The following is a 14,302-nucleotide window of genomic DNA, read 5'->3' as shown; positions in this document are numbered from 1 at the left end:
TCGCCGCGCACGCGCACCGCGACGATCCGCGCCTCGGTCACCTCGATGCGCAGCCGCCCGCCCGAGATGGTCTGCTCGGGGATCTCGACGCGCGCCAGGCGGCCCTTCCGGAACAGGATCAGCGACAGCCGGTCGCGGATTTCGCAGATCCGGGACACCGGGATCTCGGTCCCGATCAGGCGGCGATAGGCCGGCTGCGCATCCTCCGGCGCGATCGAGCTGCCGACGACGTCGACGGCCTGCAGCCGGAACGTCAGATCGGACGAGGCCAGCGGGCAGGGGAGCGGCGCCGGCGCGGAGAAGAGGTCTGAGTCCCGGGGCGCGGGCTGGGCCCCGCGGCGCGACTCCGGGTCCAGATCCTGGCGTGAGGGCGCAACGGGCGCAGGAGTCGGCGCGGCCACCTGCGCCGACGCAGGTAATGGCCCGAGCAGGGCCAATACCGCCAGCAACAGCCGGCATCTATGCACGCCGCGTACTTTCACTTGTCGCCCAACGCCAAGTAACCGGCGCGCCCCGGACCCTCGATCCATAATCGAAAGCACACTTGCGCGGCCTTTGCGATGCGGATTCGTGCGGCGGTTGTGCTGCGGCGCCATCTGCGCCGGGCTTCCGCGGGTGCGTCACGGAAGAGCACATCAAACGGGCGCTGGCTCTTCTGGCGAGGTCGTGGACGTTGGACGACTTGACTGGGCGGCGCGACCGACGCCTTGGACGGCAGCCGCGCGCGGGTCAGGCCAGGTTGGCCGGCCGCGCCAGCACGTTGCGGGTGATCTGCTCGACGAAGGGATCGCCGGCCGCCAGGCCATGGGCCCACTCGGTGGTGCCGGCGTTGAACACGAAGCCGCGTCCGCGCTCGAAGCTCGCCATCACCGCATGGCCGCGCAGGACGCGGGCCTGACCCGCGGGGCCGCCGTCCCCGAAGGCGATGGCCGCGACGACGTCGAGCTGTTCCGGCGGGATCAGGGGCGCGTAGGGGCTGTCGGCCTCGGCGAACGACGCGGGCGCCATGGCGATGATCTCGAGGTTGCCGGGAACGCCGAGGCGCGGGACCGGCGCCGGCAGGCCGGCCTCGTCGAACGTCACGGCGCAGCCGTCGTTCTCGTAGCCGATCAGCGGCACGGAATCCCCGATCACGTCGCCCCAGTAGAGGTCGGCGCCTTCGAGCGCCCAGTGGTCGGGGCGATAGACGGTGTAGCCGCCGGCCCCGCGCGCCACGCAGTTCCCCAGGCGGTGATAGCCGCCGAAGACGAAGCTCAGGCCCGTCATCTGCGCCTCGGGGCGGCCGAACAGGGGATGCGACCACAGGTGCGTGCTGCGCGCCGGGTCCTGCGCCTCGGCCGACAGTCCGCGCCACTTGTGGCAGATCATCCGCCGGCCGCCGTCCTCCCATCGCACCTTCCAGAAGGCGGTGTTTCCCGAGAGGATCACCAGCGCGCCGCCCCGGTCGACGAACGCCTCGACGGCGTCGCGCTGCGGCGCCGACCAGTATTCGCTGTGGCCCACGTGGATGACGCGTTCGTAGGGCGAGAGCGCGGCCGGGTCCGCATCGAGGTCATGGTCGGTCAGGTAGTCGAAGACCCGCCCTTCGGTCCCCTCGGCCCATCGGACATAGGCCTCCTCCCACTTCTGCAGGAAGCCCGCGGACCCGTCGTAGGGGCTCTGCCCGTGCGCCCGCGACCAGGCGGTGTCCGCGCCGGCCCACGGCCGACGACGGAAGCCGCGCTTCGTCAGGTTGACCAGGCGCGGCATGCCCGGCGGCGGCGCCAGCAGCATCTGCGCGAAGGGCCGCTGCGTGGACAGCACGCCGACGGCGCCCTCCATGGCTTCGGACAGCGGCGCCCGCCCCTCCATCAGGGCGGCCACGTCGCAGTAGGCGTTCGCCCCGCCCCAGTAGTTGTAGGCGTGCCAGGTGTTGGTGGTGAGGACCAGCGCCTCGCGGCTCTCCCGCCCCGGGGCGGCCCGGACGCAGATGAAGTGGTGAGCCCGCTCCCCCCCGGCGTCGGTGACCGCGACGTCGTAGTAGCCGCTGCGCCAGGTCTCGCCCACGGTGATCTCGACCGCCACCGGCCAGTCGCAGCCGGCGGAGACCGCATCGGCGGGCGTGGGGTGGTCGCCCACCGCGACGCCGTCGAGCCGCAGCGCCACTTCGCGCCGGGCGCCCACGCGGGCGATCTCGACCGACACCGGCCCGCGATCGCCCGAGGCGCACAGGCCGAAGCGCTCGCCCGGGCGCAGGCTGGTGCGGTCCGCATAGCAGGCGATCATGGGGCCTCCTCCGGGGGTCTCTCCCGGCCGTCCTACCCCACCTCTCGCCGAGCCCCAACGTGCGCGCGCCCGCCGCCGCCGCTTGCGCTGGCGGCCCGGGAGGGACTCGAACCCCCGACCTTGGCTTTAGGAAAGCCCTGCTCTATCCGGCTGAGCTACCGGGCCGCAGCGCCGGCGGGTGGTAGCGCATGCGCCGGCGTTTGGGAACGGCGGCGTGGGCGGGCCGGGTCCAAACGAAAACGCCCGGCCGTTCGGCCGGGCGTTTCGCGTTCCGCGGGGCGAAGGGCTCAGGCCGCGACGGCCGAGGTCTTCACCAGCGACTTGTTGAGCATGGCGATGGCCGCCTCGCGGTCGATGCGCTCGATCGCGGCGACTTCGCGCGCCATGCGGTCGAGGGCGCTCTCGTAGAGCTGGCGCTCGGAGTAGGACTGCTCGGGCTGGTTCTCGGCGCGGTGCAGGTCGCGCACGACCTCGGCGATGGAGATCAGGTCGCCCGAGTTGATCTTGGCCTCGTACTCCTGGGCGCGGCGCGACCACATGGTGCGCTTCACGCGGGCGCGGCCCTTCAGGGTGGTCAGCGCCTTGGAGACCACGCCGGTCTCGGCCAGCGGACGCAGGCCGGCCGTCTTGGCCTTCGCCGTGGGCACGCGCAGCGTCATCTTCTCGTGGTCGAACGTGATGACGTAGACCTCGAGCTTCAGACCGGCGACTTCCTGGGTCTCGATCCCCTGAACCTGACCCACGCCGTGGGCCGGATAGACGACGTGATCGCCGACCTGGAACTCCGTACCGCTCTTGCTCATCAGCAACCTCTCATTCCATCCGCGGCTGGTCCGCGGCGCTACAGCCGAGCTTCCGGATACGGGACAAAACCACCTCGTCCGCGGGATCGTTCGCGGCGGCGTCGTCACTGTGAAAACGGAAACTGACCTCTTAAGACACCCTTCGCCCTGTCCGGCGCAGCCGGCGGCTCGTTCTTGATTAGCAGACGACGCGGGCGAAGCCTTTCGTGTCGCGTCGATGACGACATTAACACAAAAGACAACCGAATGAAAGGGTTGGGCCGGCCCCCGGGAGCACGCGTCCGGGACGGGCTAGGACCCGCGGCCAGGCTTCTCGGAGAAGTATTTTTCGAACTTTCCGGTCTCGCGCTCGAAAGCTTCCGCATCCGAGGGCGGATCGCCCTTAACCGTGATGTTCGGCCAGACGCGCGAGTATTCGGAGTTGATGCGCAGCCACTTGCCGTCGGGATCGTCTTCGGTGTCGGGCTTGATGGCGTCGACGGGGCACTCGGGCTCGCAGACGCCGCAGTCGATGCACTCGTCCGGATTGATCGCCAGGAAGTTCTCGCCCTCGTAGAAGCAGTCCACGGGGCAGACCTCGACGCAGTCCATGAACTTACATTTGATGCAGGGATCCATCACGATGTAGGTCATGGCGCGCGCAGTACTCCGGCAGCCCGTTCGCGGGGCGCGGGTTTTTCACGGCGCGAGGGGCGGATGTCAATGCCGCCGCCTCCGAGGATTTCTGCAAGCCGGCCCAGCCCCGCGCCGCCTGGCCAGACGTCTCGGCGAAGTCGGCCTCCCTGCCACCCGACGTAACCGGGCTCAGCCCTGCTCCAGCGGCGAGTAGAGGGTCCGCGCCTCGGCGGCCGGGCCGCGGCGGTCGCCCATGGACTCGACGCGCACGGCCACCAGCCGCCCGCCCAGCGCGAACACCAGCTGGTCGCCCACCTTCACCGGCCGCGCGGGCTTGTCGAGGCGGTGCTCGGCCTGGCCTGCCCGGCCGAGGCGCACGCGGCCCTCGTCGATGAACCGCGCCGCCAGCGAGCGGGTCTTGAAGAAGCGGGCGCGCCAGAGCCACACGTCGGCGCGGCAGGCGTCGGGCTCGCTCATGCCTTCGCCGCGCGCGGCCGCCGGCGACGGCGGCGCGGCGGCGGCGGTCGTTCCTTCAGCGCCGCGAGCGCCGCGAAGGGCGAGTGCGGGCGGTCGGCCGGCTGGGCCGCCGGGGCGCGTTCGGCGCGCCGCCGCCACGCCACGGGCTCGTCCCCGGCCGGCCGGTTCACCGGCGTGAACCCGAGGCCCCGCAGCAGCGTCTGCGCCTCGGAGGCGCTCCACCCCAGCTCGGCGCGCGCCTCGTCGGTCAGCAGCACGCCGCCGCCGCGGATCGGCCCGGCGCGAAGCAGCTCGTCGGCGCGCTCCAGCTGCAGCACCGGCGCGGCCAGCCCGCGCACGGCGCGCAGTCCGTGGGCGGCGAGCACGCGCGGCGCCGGCGCCGGGGCGGGCAGGCGGCTGACGGCGTCCGGATCGGGCCGCCAGCCTGCGCTCTCGCGCTGCACCAGCGCCTGGGCCAGCGCCCGGGCCTCCGGCTTCAGCAGCGCGGGCAGGAAGATCGAGAACGCCCCGATCCGCACACCCAGGCTCCGCAGCATGCGCCGCTCCACGGGGCTGAGGGCGCGGACGTCGGCCTGCACCTCGGCGCGGTCGATCAGGCCGCCGGCCTCGATCAGCCGGTAGGCGAGCCCCCGCGCCAGCCCGCGGACCTTGCCGTCGGCGACGGCGGTCTCGAGGCGGCGCAGCGCGCCCAGCCGGCGGCCCGCCTCGGCCGCCACGAACGCCTCCAGCCGGCGCGTGGCCCGCTGGCGCGCCGCGTCGGGTCCGCCTTCGCCCAGCAGCCGAACCCGCGGCGCGAACGGCTGGCCGCCGCTGATCGCCCCCACCACCTGCCCGCGCCAGGCGAGGGCGCCGTCCGGCAGGAGCGCGAACGCCTCGTCGGATTCGGCGGCGAGCTGTCCCAGCCGCCGGGCGATCTCGGGCGCCACCGCGTGCTGGGCGGCGGCGCGCAGCGCCTTTTCCTCCAGAACGGTGGAGCCGGGGGCGGGCTCGAACGTCACGCCGGACAGGCGGCCGACGAAGTGGCCCTCGACGGTCACCGCGCCGTCGGCGGCGACGCCCGCCAGCATCTCCTCGCGCACCCGCAGGCCGCGCATGAGCGCGCTCGTCCGCCGGTCCACGAACCGCGCCATCAGCTTCTCGTGGAGCGTGTCGGAGAGCCGGTCCTCCAGCGCCCGCGTACGGCCCTGCCACTCCGCCGGGTCGGCCAGCCAGTCGGGCCGGTTGGCCACGTAGGCCAGCGTGCGGACCGACGCCAGGCGGGCGGCCAGGGTGTCGATCTCGCCTTCGCTGACGTTGAGCTGTTCGTACTGCCGCGCGATCCAGTCGTCGCCGATCCGCCGGCGGCGCTCGGTGAGCTGCAGGAAGAAGGTCTTCACCAGCGCGAAGTGCTCCTCGGCCGCGACCTTCCGGAAGTCGGGCGTCTGGCAGACGTCCCAGAGCCGCGCCAGGTTGGTGCGGTCGCGCGCGCGGGTCTGCACCACCTCGTCCCCCGCCAGCGCCTTCAGCGTGCTCTCGTCCAGCGCCTCGGCGGCCAGGGACAGGCCCGGCCGCTCCGGCGGCTTCGCCAGCGACGCGAGCAGTCCCGGCAGCGATCCGAAGTCCAGCCGCGCGTTGCGCCATTCGGCGCCGGCCACGGGCTCGAAGCTGTGGCCCTCCACGGCCTCCACGAGGTCCGGGTCCATGTCCTCGGCCTCGCCGGTGACGCCGAAGGTCCCGTTGGTCTGGTAGCGGCCCGCGCGGCCGGCGATCTGGCCGATCTCCTGCGGATGCAGGAACCGCGTGCGACGGCCGTCGAACTTGCGCAGCCCCGCGAAGGCCACGTGGTCGACGTCCATGTTCAGGCCCATGCCGATGGCGTCGGTCGCGACCAGGAAGTCCACTTCGCCGGACTGGTAGAGGGCGACCTGGGCGTTCCGGGTCCGGGGGCTGAGCGAGCCCATGACCACGGCCGCGCCGCCCCGCTGGCGGCGGATCAGCTCGGCGATGGCGTAGACCTGGTCGGCCGAGAAGGCGACGACGGCCGAGCGCCGGGGGAGGCGGGTGAGCTTCTTGGACCCCGCGTAGGTGAGCTGCGAGAAGCGGTCGCGGGTCTGGATCTCGGCGTGCGGCAGCAGCCGGCGCACCAGGGGCGCCATGGTCCCGGCGCCCAGCAGCATGGTCTCGGCCTTGCCGCGGGCGTGCAGCAGGCGGTGGGTGAAGACATGGCCGCGCTCGGGGTCGGCGCAGAGCTGGATCTCGTCGACGGCCAGGAACTCCACCTCGACGGACAGCGGCATCGCCTCGACGGTGCACACGTAGTACTGCGGCCGGGGCGGGACGATCTTCTCCTCGCCGGTGATCAGCGCCACGCAGCGCGGCCCGCGCGCCTTGACGATGCGATCGTAGATTTCCCGCGCCAGCAGCCGCAGCGGCAGGCCGATCATCCCCGACGCGTGGCCCAGCATCCGCTCGACGGCCAGGTGCGTCTTGCCGGTGTTGGTCGGCCCCAGGACGGCCACCAGCCGCGAGGACGCGGCGCCAGAGGGGCGATCACTCATGGCCCTAAGTTGGGTTCCGATGGAGAGTCGGGCAAGCGCCGCCGCGGCGGGGACGGTGCGGTCACGCTGGGCTCCTTGCGCTTGGGCAACGCGGGAACTCCGACAGGGCCCTCGGGATGACGCGCAGTCCCCGGCTTCGTTCCCCCCGGCCATGCAGCATTTCTGCACAGTAACTATGCGGAAGCGCTGATTGAGGGGGTCCGGCGTGTCGCATATCCAGAGTGTCGAACGTCCTAGGGGCGTAAGAGCAAGAACAAGGACCCCTCCCCATGTCCGCCTCCGCCGAAGTCATCGAAGGCGTCTACCGCGTCGTCGCCACGAGCGACGCGCCGCGTCGCCAGTCGCCGAACCGCCGCCGCGCGGTGCTTCGCGTGGCCTTCTGGCACTCGGCGCTCCTGATCGCCCTCGTGGCCACGCCGCTGGTCCTCTAGCCGCAGAGACAACGTCGCGTCCGCAGGCGCGTTCGACGCAAATTCGTTGCGCGTGGTCCGGGCGACGCTAGGGTCGCCGGCTTCCGTTCCCGGGAGCCACGCAATGATCGACCGCCGCCAGCTTCTGCTCGCCGCCCTTGCGGCGGGAGCCGCGCCCCGGGCCGCCTTCGCGCTGGACGGCGAGGGCGTCAGCGATCCGCGGCTGGCGAAGCTGCTCGACGCCTTCGTCGAGGAGATCCTGGTCGAGCAGCCCGAGACCGCCACCAGCATCGGCAAGGACAAGGGCCCGCGCGCGCCCCTGAAGCGCCGGCTGGACGAGCGGTCGGGCGACGCCCGGGCCAAGGCGCTGGCCGCCTACGCGGACCGGGCCAAGCGCCTGAAGGCGATCCCCCGCGCCAGCCTGACCGGCCGTGACCTGACGACCTACGACACCGTCCTCTACGCCCAGGAGATCGGAGCGGAGGGCGGCCGCTTCGCCTACGGCCGCGACTACGCCAACCCCTACGTGGTCAGCCAGCAGGACGGCGTGGTCGCCAACATCGGCGAGTTCCTGAACTCGCAGCACCTGATCGAGACGCGCGAGGACGCCGAGGCCTACGTGGCCCGTCTCGAGCAGGTGGGAAGCCGGCTCGACCAGGAGACCGACCGCATCCGCGGCGCGGCGGCGAAGGGGGTCGTACTGCCCGATTTCCTGCTGGCCACCACGCTCAAGCAGGCCGCGGAGCTGCGCGGCCAGGGGGCGGGCGAGACCCGGCTGGTCTCGTCGCTGGCGGATCGCGCGGCGGCCAAGGGCCTGAGCGGCGAATGGCGGGCCCGTGCGACGGCGATCGTGTCGGGTCAGGTGTTCCCTGCGCTGGAGCGGCAGATCGCCATGCTGCGGGCGCAGGCCCCGCGGGCGACGAAGGACGCCGGCGTCTGGAAGTTCCCGGACGGGGCCGACTACTACCGCTGGAGCCTCAAGTACAACACGACCACCGACCTGACGCCGTCCGACATCCATCGGACGGGCCTCGAGCAGGGCGCCGAGATCGACGCCAGGATGGACGAAATCCTCCGGTCCCAGGGCTACGCCCAGGGAACGGTGGGCCAGCGGATGGGGGCGCTGACCCGCGATCCGAAATGGGTCTTCCCCAACACCGAGGCCGGGAAGCGCGAGGTCATCGCGTACATCGAAGGCAGCATCGCCGCGATCCGCCCGCTCGTGCCGCGGTTCTCGAAGCTGAGCCTGAAGGCGCCGGTGGAGGTGCGCGCGGTGCCCCGGGAGATCGAGGCGGGCGCCTCGCTGGGCTACATGAACTACGCGGCCCTCGATGGCTCGCGGCCGGCGATCTACTACGTCAACCTCAGCGATACGGCGAACTGGCCCAAGTACACCCTGGCGAGCCTTTCCATGCACGAGGCGATCCCCGGGCATGCGTGGCAGGGCGCCTACCTGGCGGAACGCTCCAGCGAGATCCACACCATCGCCTCGCTGATGAACTTCGGGGCCTACATCGAGGGCTGGGCGCTCTACGCCGAGCAGCTGGCCGACGAGCTCGGGCTCTACGCCGAGGACCCCATGGGCCGGCTGGGCTACCTGCAGGCGCTGCGCTTCCGGGCCGCGCGGCTCGTGGTCGATACGGGTCTTCACGACAAGCGCTGGACGCGCGAGCACGCCATCCGGTGGCTGGCCGATGCGACGGGGCGCTCGCTGGGCGCGTGCACCAGCGAGGTCGACCGCTATTGCGCCAGCCCCGGCCAGGCCTGCGCCTACAAGACCGGCCACAACGAGATCGTCCGCCTGCGCGACAAGGCGCGCGCGGCGCTCGGCCCCCGCTTCGACGTCCGCGACTTCAACGACGCTGTGGTGGCGACCGGAGGCTGCCCGCTGTCCGTCCTCGAGACGGTCATCGACCGACAGACGGCGATGTGATCCCGGGCCCCGTCCTTCGGCTGTCATCCCGGTTCCCGCGCAGTGGAAAGCCGGCGCCGCCGACGGCCCCCTACGCTCCCCGCGGCTCCAGACGGAAGCCCAGGGGCAGCAGCGCTTCGATCGTGTGGCGCTCTTCCGTCCCGTCGCGGCCGACGCTGACCACTTCGCATCCGGCCTGCGAGAACTCCCAGATCTTCTGGCGGCAGCCTCCACAGGGCCAGATGAGTCCTGGCAGCGACGACGCCACCCAGACGCGCCGGATGGCGGCGCGGCCCGACGTAACCATGGCCGAGATCGCGCTCGCCTCGGCGCAGACGCCCTGCGGATAGGCCGCGTTCTCCACGTTGACCCCGTAGTGGACGCCGCCGTCGGCATCCTCCACCGCGGCGGCCACGTGGACGCCCGAGTAGGGCGCATGCGCATGCGGCAGCAGGCGGCGAAGCTCGCCGGCGATCGCCGCGGAATCGGAGAGGGCCATGTATGGAAGCGTCGTCCCAGGTCGCCAGAGGGACGAACGACAGTAGCGCCTCCGGTGCGCTTGTCGAATCCCCGCTAGCGGGCCCCGATGAGGGTCAGTTCCGTCTGCCGGCCGTCGAGGTAGCGGACGGTCGTGCCGTCGAAGAAGGCGTCCTCCTCGGTGCGGAACTGCACCTCCTGGCCTCCCCACTCCGGCACGGTCGCGAAGGCGGAGAGCTCGATGGACCACACCGTCGGCGCGCGCACGGGGAAGTCGCCGCGGGGATCGGCGTTCTGATTGTCCCAGAACCCGATGGCGGGTCCCGCGCCGTGGCCGTGGTAGCCCAGGGGGTGCGAGTAGATCGAGGGCTTGAGGCCCGCCGCGATCGCCTTGCGCCGGGCCTCGGCCAGGATGTCGTTGCCGGTCACGCCCGTCCGGAACGACGACGTCAGCGCATCCTGGATCGCGTTGGCGGCGCGGAGCCCGGCCTTCAGCCCCTCGGGCGCGTCGCGCTCGCCGTCCTTCAGCACATAGGCCAGGTGCTGGGTGTCGGTGTTGAGCCGCAGGTAGGTGACGCCGAAATCCGTCCACACCAGATCGCCCTTGCGGATGACCGTGTCGCCTTCGAGGAGCTCCTTCACGCCCTGCCGCTGGACGCCCACGGACGGATGGAACCAGGTGTCGACGCCCAGACGCGCCATCCGCTCGCGCAGGAACCACTGCACATCCGCGGTGGTGGTGACGCCCGGACGGATGGTCCTGGCCGACAGCCCCTCGGCCAGGATGGCGTGGGCCAGGCGGACGATGCCAGGGTAGATCTTCAGCTCGGTGGGCGAGCGCGTCTCGAGCCAGCCGACCGCCAGGCTGTCGTTCGCGGCGACCTTGGCGCGCAGCTCGGGGGCGAAGGCCGCCATCATCTCGGAGTACTGGCTGTGGGTCAGGCCGTCGCCGAAGGCCGTCCGGCCCGAGACATTGACCGCGATCCGCTTCGGCGCGCGCCGCGCCACGAGATCGGCCAGCGCCTTCCACTGGTCAGGCTGCTGGTCCGGGTTCCAGGCGGGCTGGAACAGTCCGCCCAGGCCGTAGCGGCTGACGGTCAGCCGCTCCACCGGTCGGCCGTCGCCCGGATCGAAGAAGACCAGGATGGTGCGTCGCCGCGCCCGCAGGCTCTCGGCGTTCAGCATCGTGGCGACGACCGGATCCTCCAGGTACTCGCGCGCCACCAGGATCCACATGTCGAAGCCCTGTTCCCGCATGAGCTGCGGCACGATGGTCTCAAGCCGCTCGGCGAGGATGGCGTTGACCACCCGCGCGCGGTCCCGCTGGGTCAGGATCTCCGGCAGCGCGGGGCGGACCGCTTCCGTCTGGCTCAGCGGCAGCACGGGCGGCTCGGCGGCCGACGCCGAACCCGCCAGCAGGGCCGCGGCCCCTGCGATCATCCACCCCTTCATCGACGGCTCCCCAACGGCTGAGCGGCCATTGCTGCCGGGTGCCGCGGCGCTCGTCCAGCGTCCGCATTACCGGCGCGCCGACCATCCGCGCCAAGGCGACGAAGGCCGTCAGTTCGCGCCACGGATCGCCCGGATTCCGGCGCCGCGACGACACGCCGCGGGATGAAAAGTCCGGGCGGCGCCCATTTTTCGCCGCGGTCGGCCGTCAGGACGCTCGGCCCTCGCCGCGCCCCGTTCATCGCGGCGCTCCAGTCAGTCCGCCTCGAAGCCGGCCCAGTCCGGCGAAGGCGCATCGTCGATTAAGGCTTCAGATGGTGTCGGGCGTTCGTGCGCGTGTCAGTGACCTTGCCGAAAGACGGCCGTTGGTTCTCCTGTCCCTGGCGGCCCTCGTCGCCGCCGGCGCCGCCGCGGCCAGTCCTTTGGGCCAGCCCGAGCGGACCGCGGTGGCCGGCGCGGTCCAGGAGGCCGTGGCCGCTGCCTCCGCCAAGGGCGACCCGGCGTCCGTTCCGCTGGAGCGCGTGTGGGAAGGCCGGGACGTTGACGGAGACGGGAAGGCGGACTTCGCCAACCCGACCGGTCAGGAAGCCCGGGGACACGACGCCTACGGCGCGGGCGCGTTCGGCGCCCGCCGGGACGGCGGCTCGCGGCGGCACGAGGGGGTCGATTTCGTGGCTCGGGCCGGCCAGCCGGTCGCCGCGCCGATCTCCGGCTTCGTCACGAAGATCGGCTTCGCCTACGCCGACGACCCATCACTGCGGTTCGTGGAGGTGACCAACCCCGCCCTGCGCTACGCCGCGCGGGTCTTCTATGTGAATCCCACGGTGCAGGTGGGCGACGCTGTCCAGGTCGGCCGCCCCATCGGCCGGGCGCGCTCGCTGCAGCGGAAGTACCCGGGCGGCATGACCGACCACGTGCATCTCGAGATCATCGACCAGCGAAGCGGCCGCATCGACGCGACCAAGGTCATCGTCGCCCAGTACGCGCCCGCGGCAGACTCCGCCGTCGCCGCCGACTAAAGCCTGTCGCTCTAGACGCTCACGAGGTCCGGCTGGCGGGTCAGCGGGGCTCGGCTGTCGCCCTGCGCATCCCCGAGGCCCTCGAAGAAGTAGCCGATATCGACCTCCAGCGCGCGGGCGATCCTCCACAGGGTGTCGACCGACAGCCGCGTGCAGGCGCTTTCGTACTTCTGGATCTGCTGGAAGGTGACGCCGCAGGCGGCGCCCAGCTGCTGCTGGGTCATGTCCAGGAGTCGCCGGCGCCGGCGGATCCTGCGGCCCACGAACAGGTTCACCTCGTCTTGCATCGTCAACGCCCACCAGCCAGCACTGCGACAAAGGTAGTGACGCGCTCGCCGCAGTGCGACCGAGCTTCCCCCGATCGCAGCCGATTTTTCTCCGATCACCGCCGCTGGGCGTCCGTTGGGCGTCCGCTGCCCAGCGGGACGGCGTCATCGCCTACGGCAAGGCGTAGGCGATGACGTAGTCGGACTTGTCCTGGCTCGGCGCGGGTCCCCCAGGGCCCAGACGCGCCCCACCCGCGGAGATCACCACGTACTGTTTGCCGGTCCGGGGCGAGACGTAGGTCATCGGCGTCGCGGCCGCGGCGGTCGGCAGCCGGGCCTTCCACAGCACCTTGCCGGTCGCATTGTCGTAGGCGCGCAGGTACGGATCGGTCGACGCCGCCCGGAACGAGACCCCGCCGGCCGTGGTGATGGTCCCGCCGATGCTGAGGGTGCCGATGGGAATCGGCAGGTGGCTCTGCAGTCCCAGCGGCGCCTGCGCCTCGGCCGTGCCGTTCGGCACCTGCCAGACGATCTGGCGCGTCTTCAGGTCGATGGCGGTGACCATCCCGTGCGGCGGCTGGAGGCAGGGGGCGAACAGCGGACTCAGCAGCCAGTTGTTGTCGGCCTCGTAGGCGACGGCCTTCCTCGACTGAGGCGGCCGGTCCTTGGCGAGGGCGAGGTTCAGCACCGCCCGCTTCTCGGGCCGCGGCGGCTTCAGCTGCACCGTCTGGGGCATGCGCACGTCGCTCACGATCAGGAGTCCGCGCCGGGCGTCGTAGGCGCCTGAACCCCAGTTCATGCCGCCCGCGTTGCCGGGATGCTGCAGCGAGGCCTGCTCGGCCCCCGGCGGGGTGAAGTCGCCATCGTAGCGGAGCGTCTTGAACTTGATGCGGCAGGCGAGCTGGTCCAGCGGCGTCGCGCCCCACATCATCTTCTCGGTGAGCGGCTCCACCCCGATGGTGGGCATGTCGACCGAGTAGGGCTGCGTGGGCGAGACCCACTCCCCGGGCGCCGCGCCCTGCGGCACGCGCACCTCGACCACGCGGGTCAGCGGGCGGCCGTTGCGGCGGTCGAGCACGAAGATCTGGCCGCGCTTGGTGAGCTGCACCAGCGCCGGCGCGGATCCGCCGCTCGGGAGGGGGAAATCGATCAGCATGGGCTGGCTGGGGACATCCCAGTCCCACACGTCGTGGTGGGCGGTCTGGAAGTGCCAGCGGTACTCGCCGGTCGCCGCGTCCAGGGCCACCACGGAGGACGAGTAAGTGTCCGCCGCCGCCGAGCGGTGCGAGCCCCAGTAGTCGGGGGTGGCGTTGCCGGTGGGCAGGTAGACGAGACCGAGGTCAGGATCGAAGGCCGGGGTCGACCAGACGTTCGGCGTGCCGCGCGTGTAGGTCTTGCCTTCCGGCGGGAGCTTCTTGATGCCGGGATCGCCCAGGTCCCAGGCCCAGACGAGATCGCCCGTCACCACATTGAAGGCCCGCACGACGCCCGAGGGCTCGCTGAGCTCCTGGTTGTCGGCCACCCAGCCGCCGATGATCACATTGTCGCCGATCACGGTCGGCATGGAGGTCTGGAAGTAGAAGGCGCGCTTCACCGCGCCCATGCCGGTCTTGAGGTCGACCATGCCGTCCGTCCCGAAGCCCGGGCAGCGCTGCCCGGTCTCGGCGTCCAGGGCGAAAAGCTGGGCGTTGATGGTCGACGAGATGATCCGCCGACGGCAGAGGGGCGTCTCCCGGGCCGCGGCGGGCGCAGTCGCCGCCGTCGTGACCGCAGCCTTCGCCCCGCCCGCCTTCGGGTCCGCGCTCGCCCCGGCCGCCTTCGCCTGGGCCGCCTTCCCCCCGGCCGCCTTCGAGGCCGCCGGACCGGGGGCGGCGTCCGCGCGCTGGGCGACCTTCGGCTGGGTTCCATCCCAGTAGGCGACGCCCCGGCAGCGGTGCCAGAAGTGCGGCTTCACCTTCGGGTCGTGCCGCCATTTCTCACGGCCCGTGTCGGCGTCGAGCGCGATCACCACGTTCGTGGGCGTGCAGGCGTAGAGCATGTCGCCCACCTGCAGCGGGGTGTTCTGGTCCTGG

General features: G+C 71.9%; 13 protein-coding genes and 1 tRNA gene. 3 read left to right on the top strand and 11 right to left on the bottom strand.

Annotated features, from left to right (window positions below):
* The 7 genes from JNK30_RS07265 to JNK30_RS07235 form a co-directional block, all read right to left on the bottom strand.
* Positions 1 to 596, bottom strand: a 596-nt coding sequence (locus tag JNK30_RS07265; protein ID WP_293481393.1) for a POTRA domain-containing protein, incomplete at its 3' end; no start/stop codon positions are given.
* Positions 597 to 729: 133 nt separating this feature from the next.
* The gene (locus tag JNK30_RS07260; protein ID WP_293481392.1) at positions 730 to 2,265 is read right to left on the bottom strand and encodes a N,N-dimethylformamidase beta subunit family domain-containing protein; all 1,536 of its coding nucleotides are present in this window, start codon (positions 2,263 to 2,265) and stop codon (positions 730 to 732) included.
* A gap of 88 nt (positions 2,266 to 2,353) precedes the next feature.
* A tRNA-Arg gene (locus tag JNK30_RS07255) sits at positions 2,354 to 2,430 on the bottom strand.
* A 122-nt stretch (positions 2,431 to 2,552) separates the two neighbouring features.
* On the bottom strand, positions 2,553 to 3,068 hold the full coding sequence (locus JNK30_RS07250) for a CarD family transcriptional regulator (RefSeq protein ID WP_293481391.1): 516 nt from the start codon (positions 3,066 to 3,068) through the stop codon (positions 2,553 to 2,555).
* A gap of 291 nt (positions 3,069 to 3,359) precedes the next feature.
* Positions 3,360 to 3,701, bottom strand: coding sequence for a ferredoxin FdxA (fdxA, locus tag JNK30_RS07245; protein WP_293481390.1), 342 nt, complete (start codon positions 3,699 to 3,701; stop codon positions 3,360 to 3,362).
* A 171-nt stretch (positions 3,702 to 3,872) separates the two neighbouring features.
* Entirely contained in the window at positions 3,873 to 4,160 is a 288-nt protein-coding gene (locus tag JNK30_RS07240; RefSeq protein WP_293481389.1) for an RNA-binding S4 domain-containing protein, read from the bottom strand.
* Positions 4,157 to 6,697: a helicase-related protein gene (locus tag JNK30_RS07235; protein WP_293481388.1), complete on the bottom strand. Its 2,541-nt coding sequence runs from the start codon at positions 6,695 to 6,697 to the stop codon at positions 4,157 to 4,159. The genes JNK30_RS07240 and JNK30_RS07235 overlap by 4 nt, the downstream gene beginning before the upstream one ends.
* Positions 6,698 to 6,966: 269 nt before the next feature.
* Here JNK30_RS07235 and JNK30_RS07230 point away from each other — a divergent pair, with 269 nt between their 5' ends.
* Both JNK30_RS07230 and JNK30_RS07225 read left to right on the top strand, forming a co-directional pair.
* Positions 6,967 to 7,128, top strand: a complete 162-nt coding sequence (locus JNK30_RS07230; RefSeq protein ID WP_293481387.1) for a hypothetical protein — start codon at positions 6,967 to 6,969, stop codon at positions 7,126 to 7,128.
* A 103-nt stretch (positions 7,129 to 7,231) separates the two neighbouring features.
* Complete coding sequence (locus tag JNK30_RS07225) at positions 7,232 to 9,040, top strand: DUF885 family protein (protein ID WP_293481386.1); 1,809 nt, start codon at positions 7,232 to 7,234, stop codon at positions 9,038 to 9,040.
* 70 nt (positions 9,041 to 9,110) lie between these two features.
* Here JNK30_RS07225 and cdd read toward each other — a convergent pair whose 3' ends face one another.
* Entirely contained in the window at positions 9,111 to 9,518 is a 408-nt protein-coding gene (gene cdd, locus JNK30_RS07220) for a cytidine deaminase (protein WP_293481385.1), read from the bottom strand.
* A gap of 74 nt (positions 9,519 to 9,592) precedes the next feature.
* Entirely contained in the window at positions 9,593 to 10,948 is a 1,356-nt protein-coding gene (locus JNK30_RS07215) for a Xaa-Pro peptidase family protein (protein ID WP_293481384.1), read from the bottom strand.
* 362 nt (positions 10,949 to 11,310) lie between these two features.
* Between JNK30_RS07215 and JNK30_RS07210 the strand changes: the two genes are divergently transcribed.
* A complete protein-coding gene (locus JNK30_RS07210) occupies positions 11,311 to 11,964 on the top strand; it encodes a M23 family metallopeptidase (RefSeq protein ID WP_293481383.1) in 654 nt (217 codons plus the stop codon).
* An 11-nt stretch (positions 11,965 to 11,975) separates the two neighbouring features.
* On the opposite strand, the gene JNK30_RS07205 is transcribed toward JNK30_RS07210, so the two are convergent.
* Entirely contained in the window at positions 11,976 to 12,251 is a 276-nt protein-coding gene (locus JNK30_RS07205; protein ID WP_293481382.1) for a helix-turn-helix domain-containing protein, read from the bottom strand.
* 151 nt (positions 12,252 to 12,402) lie between these two features.
* Positions 12,403 to 14,302: PQQ-binding-like beta-propeller repeat protein (locus JNK30_RS07200; protein ID WP_293481381.1), on the bottom strand; the 1,900-nt coding region annotated here is incomplete at its 5' end.

Origin of the sequence: Phenylobacterium sp., from assembly GCF_016793225.1 — a bacterium.
Lineage (GTDB): Bacteria > Pseudomonadota > Alphaproteobacteria > Caulobacterales > Caulobacteraceae > Phenylobacterium.
The sequence above is the reverse complement of the archived record's forward strand: the minus strand, read 5'-3'. Positions and strand labels throughout refer to the sequence as shown.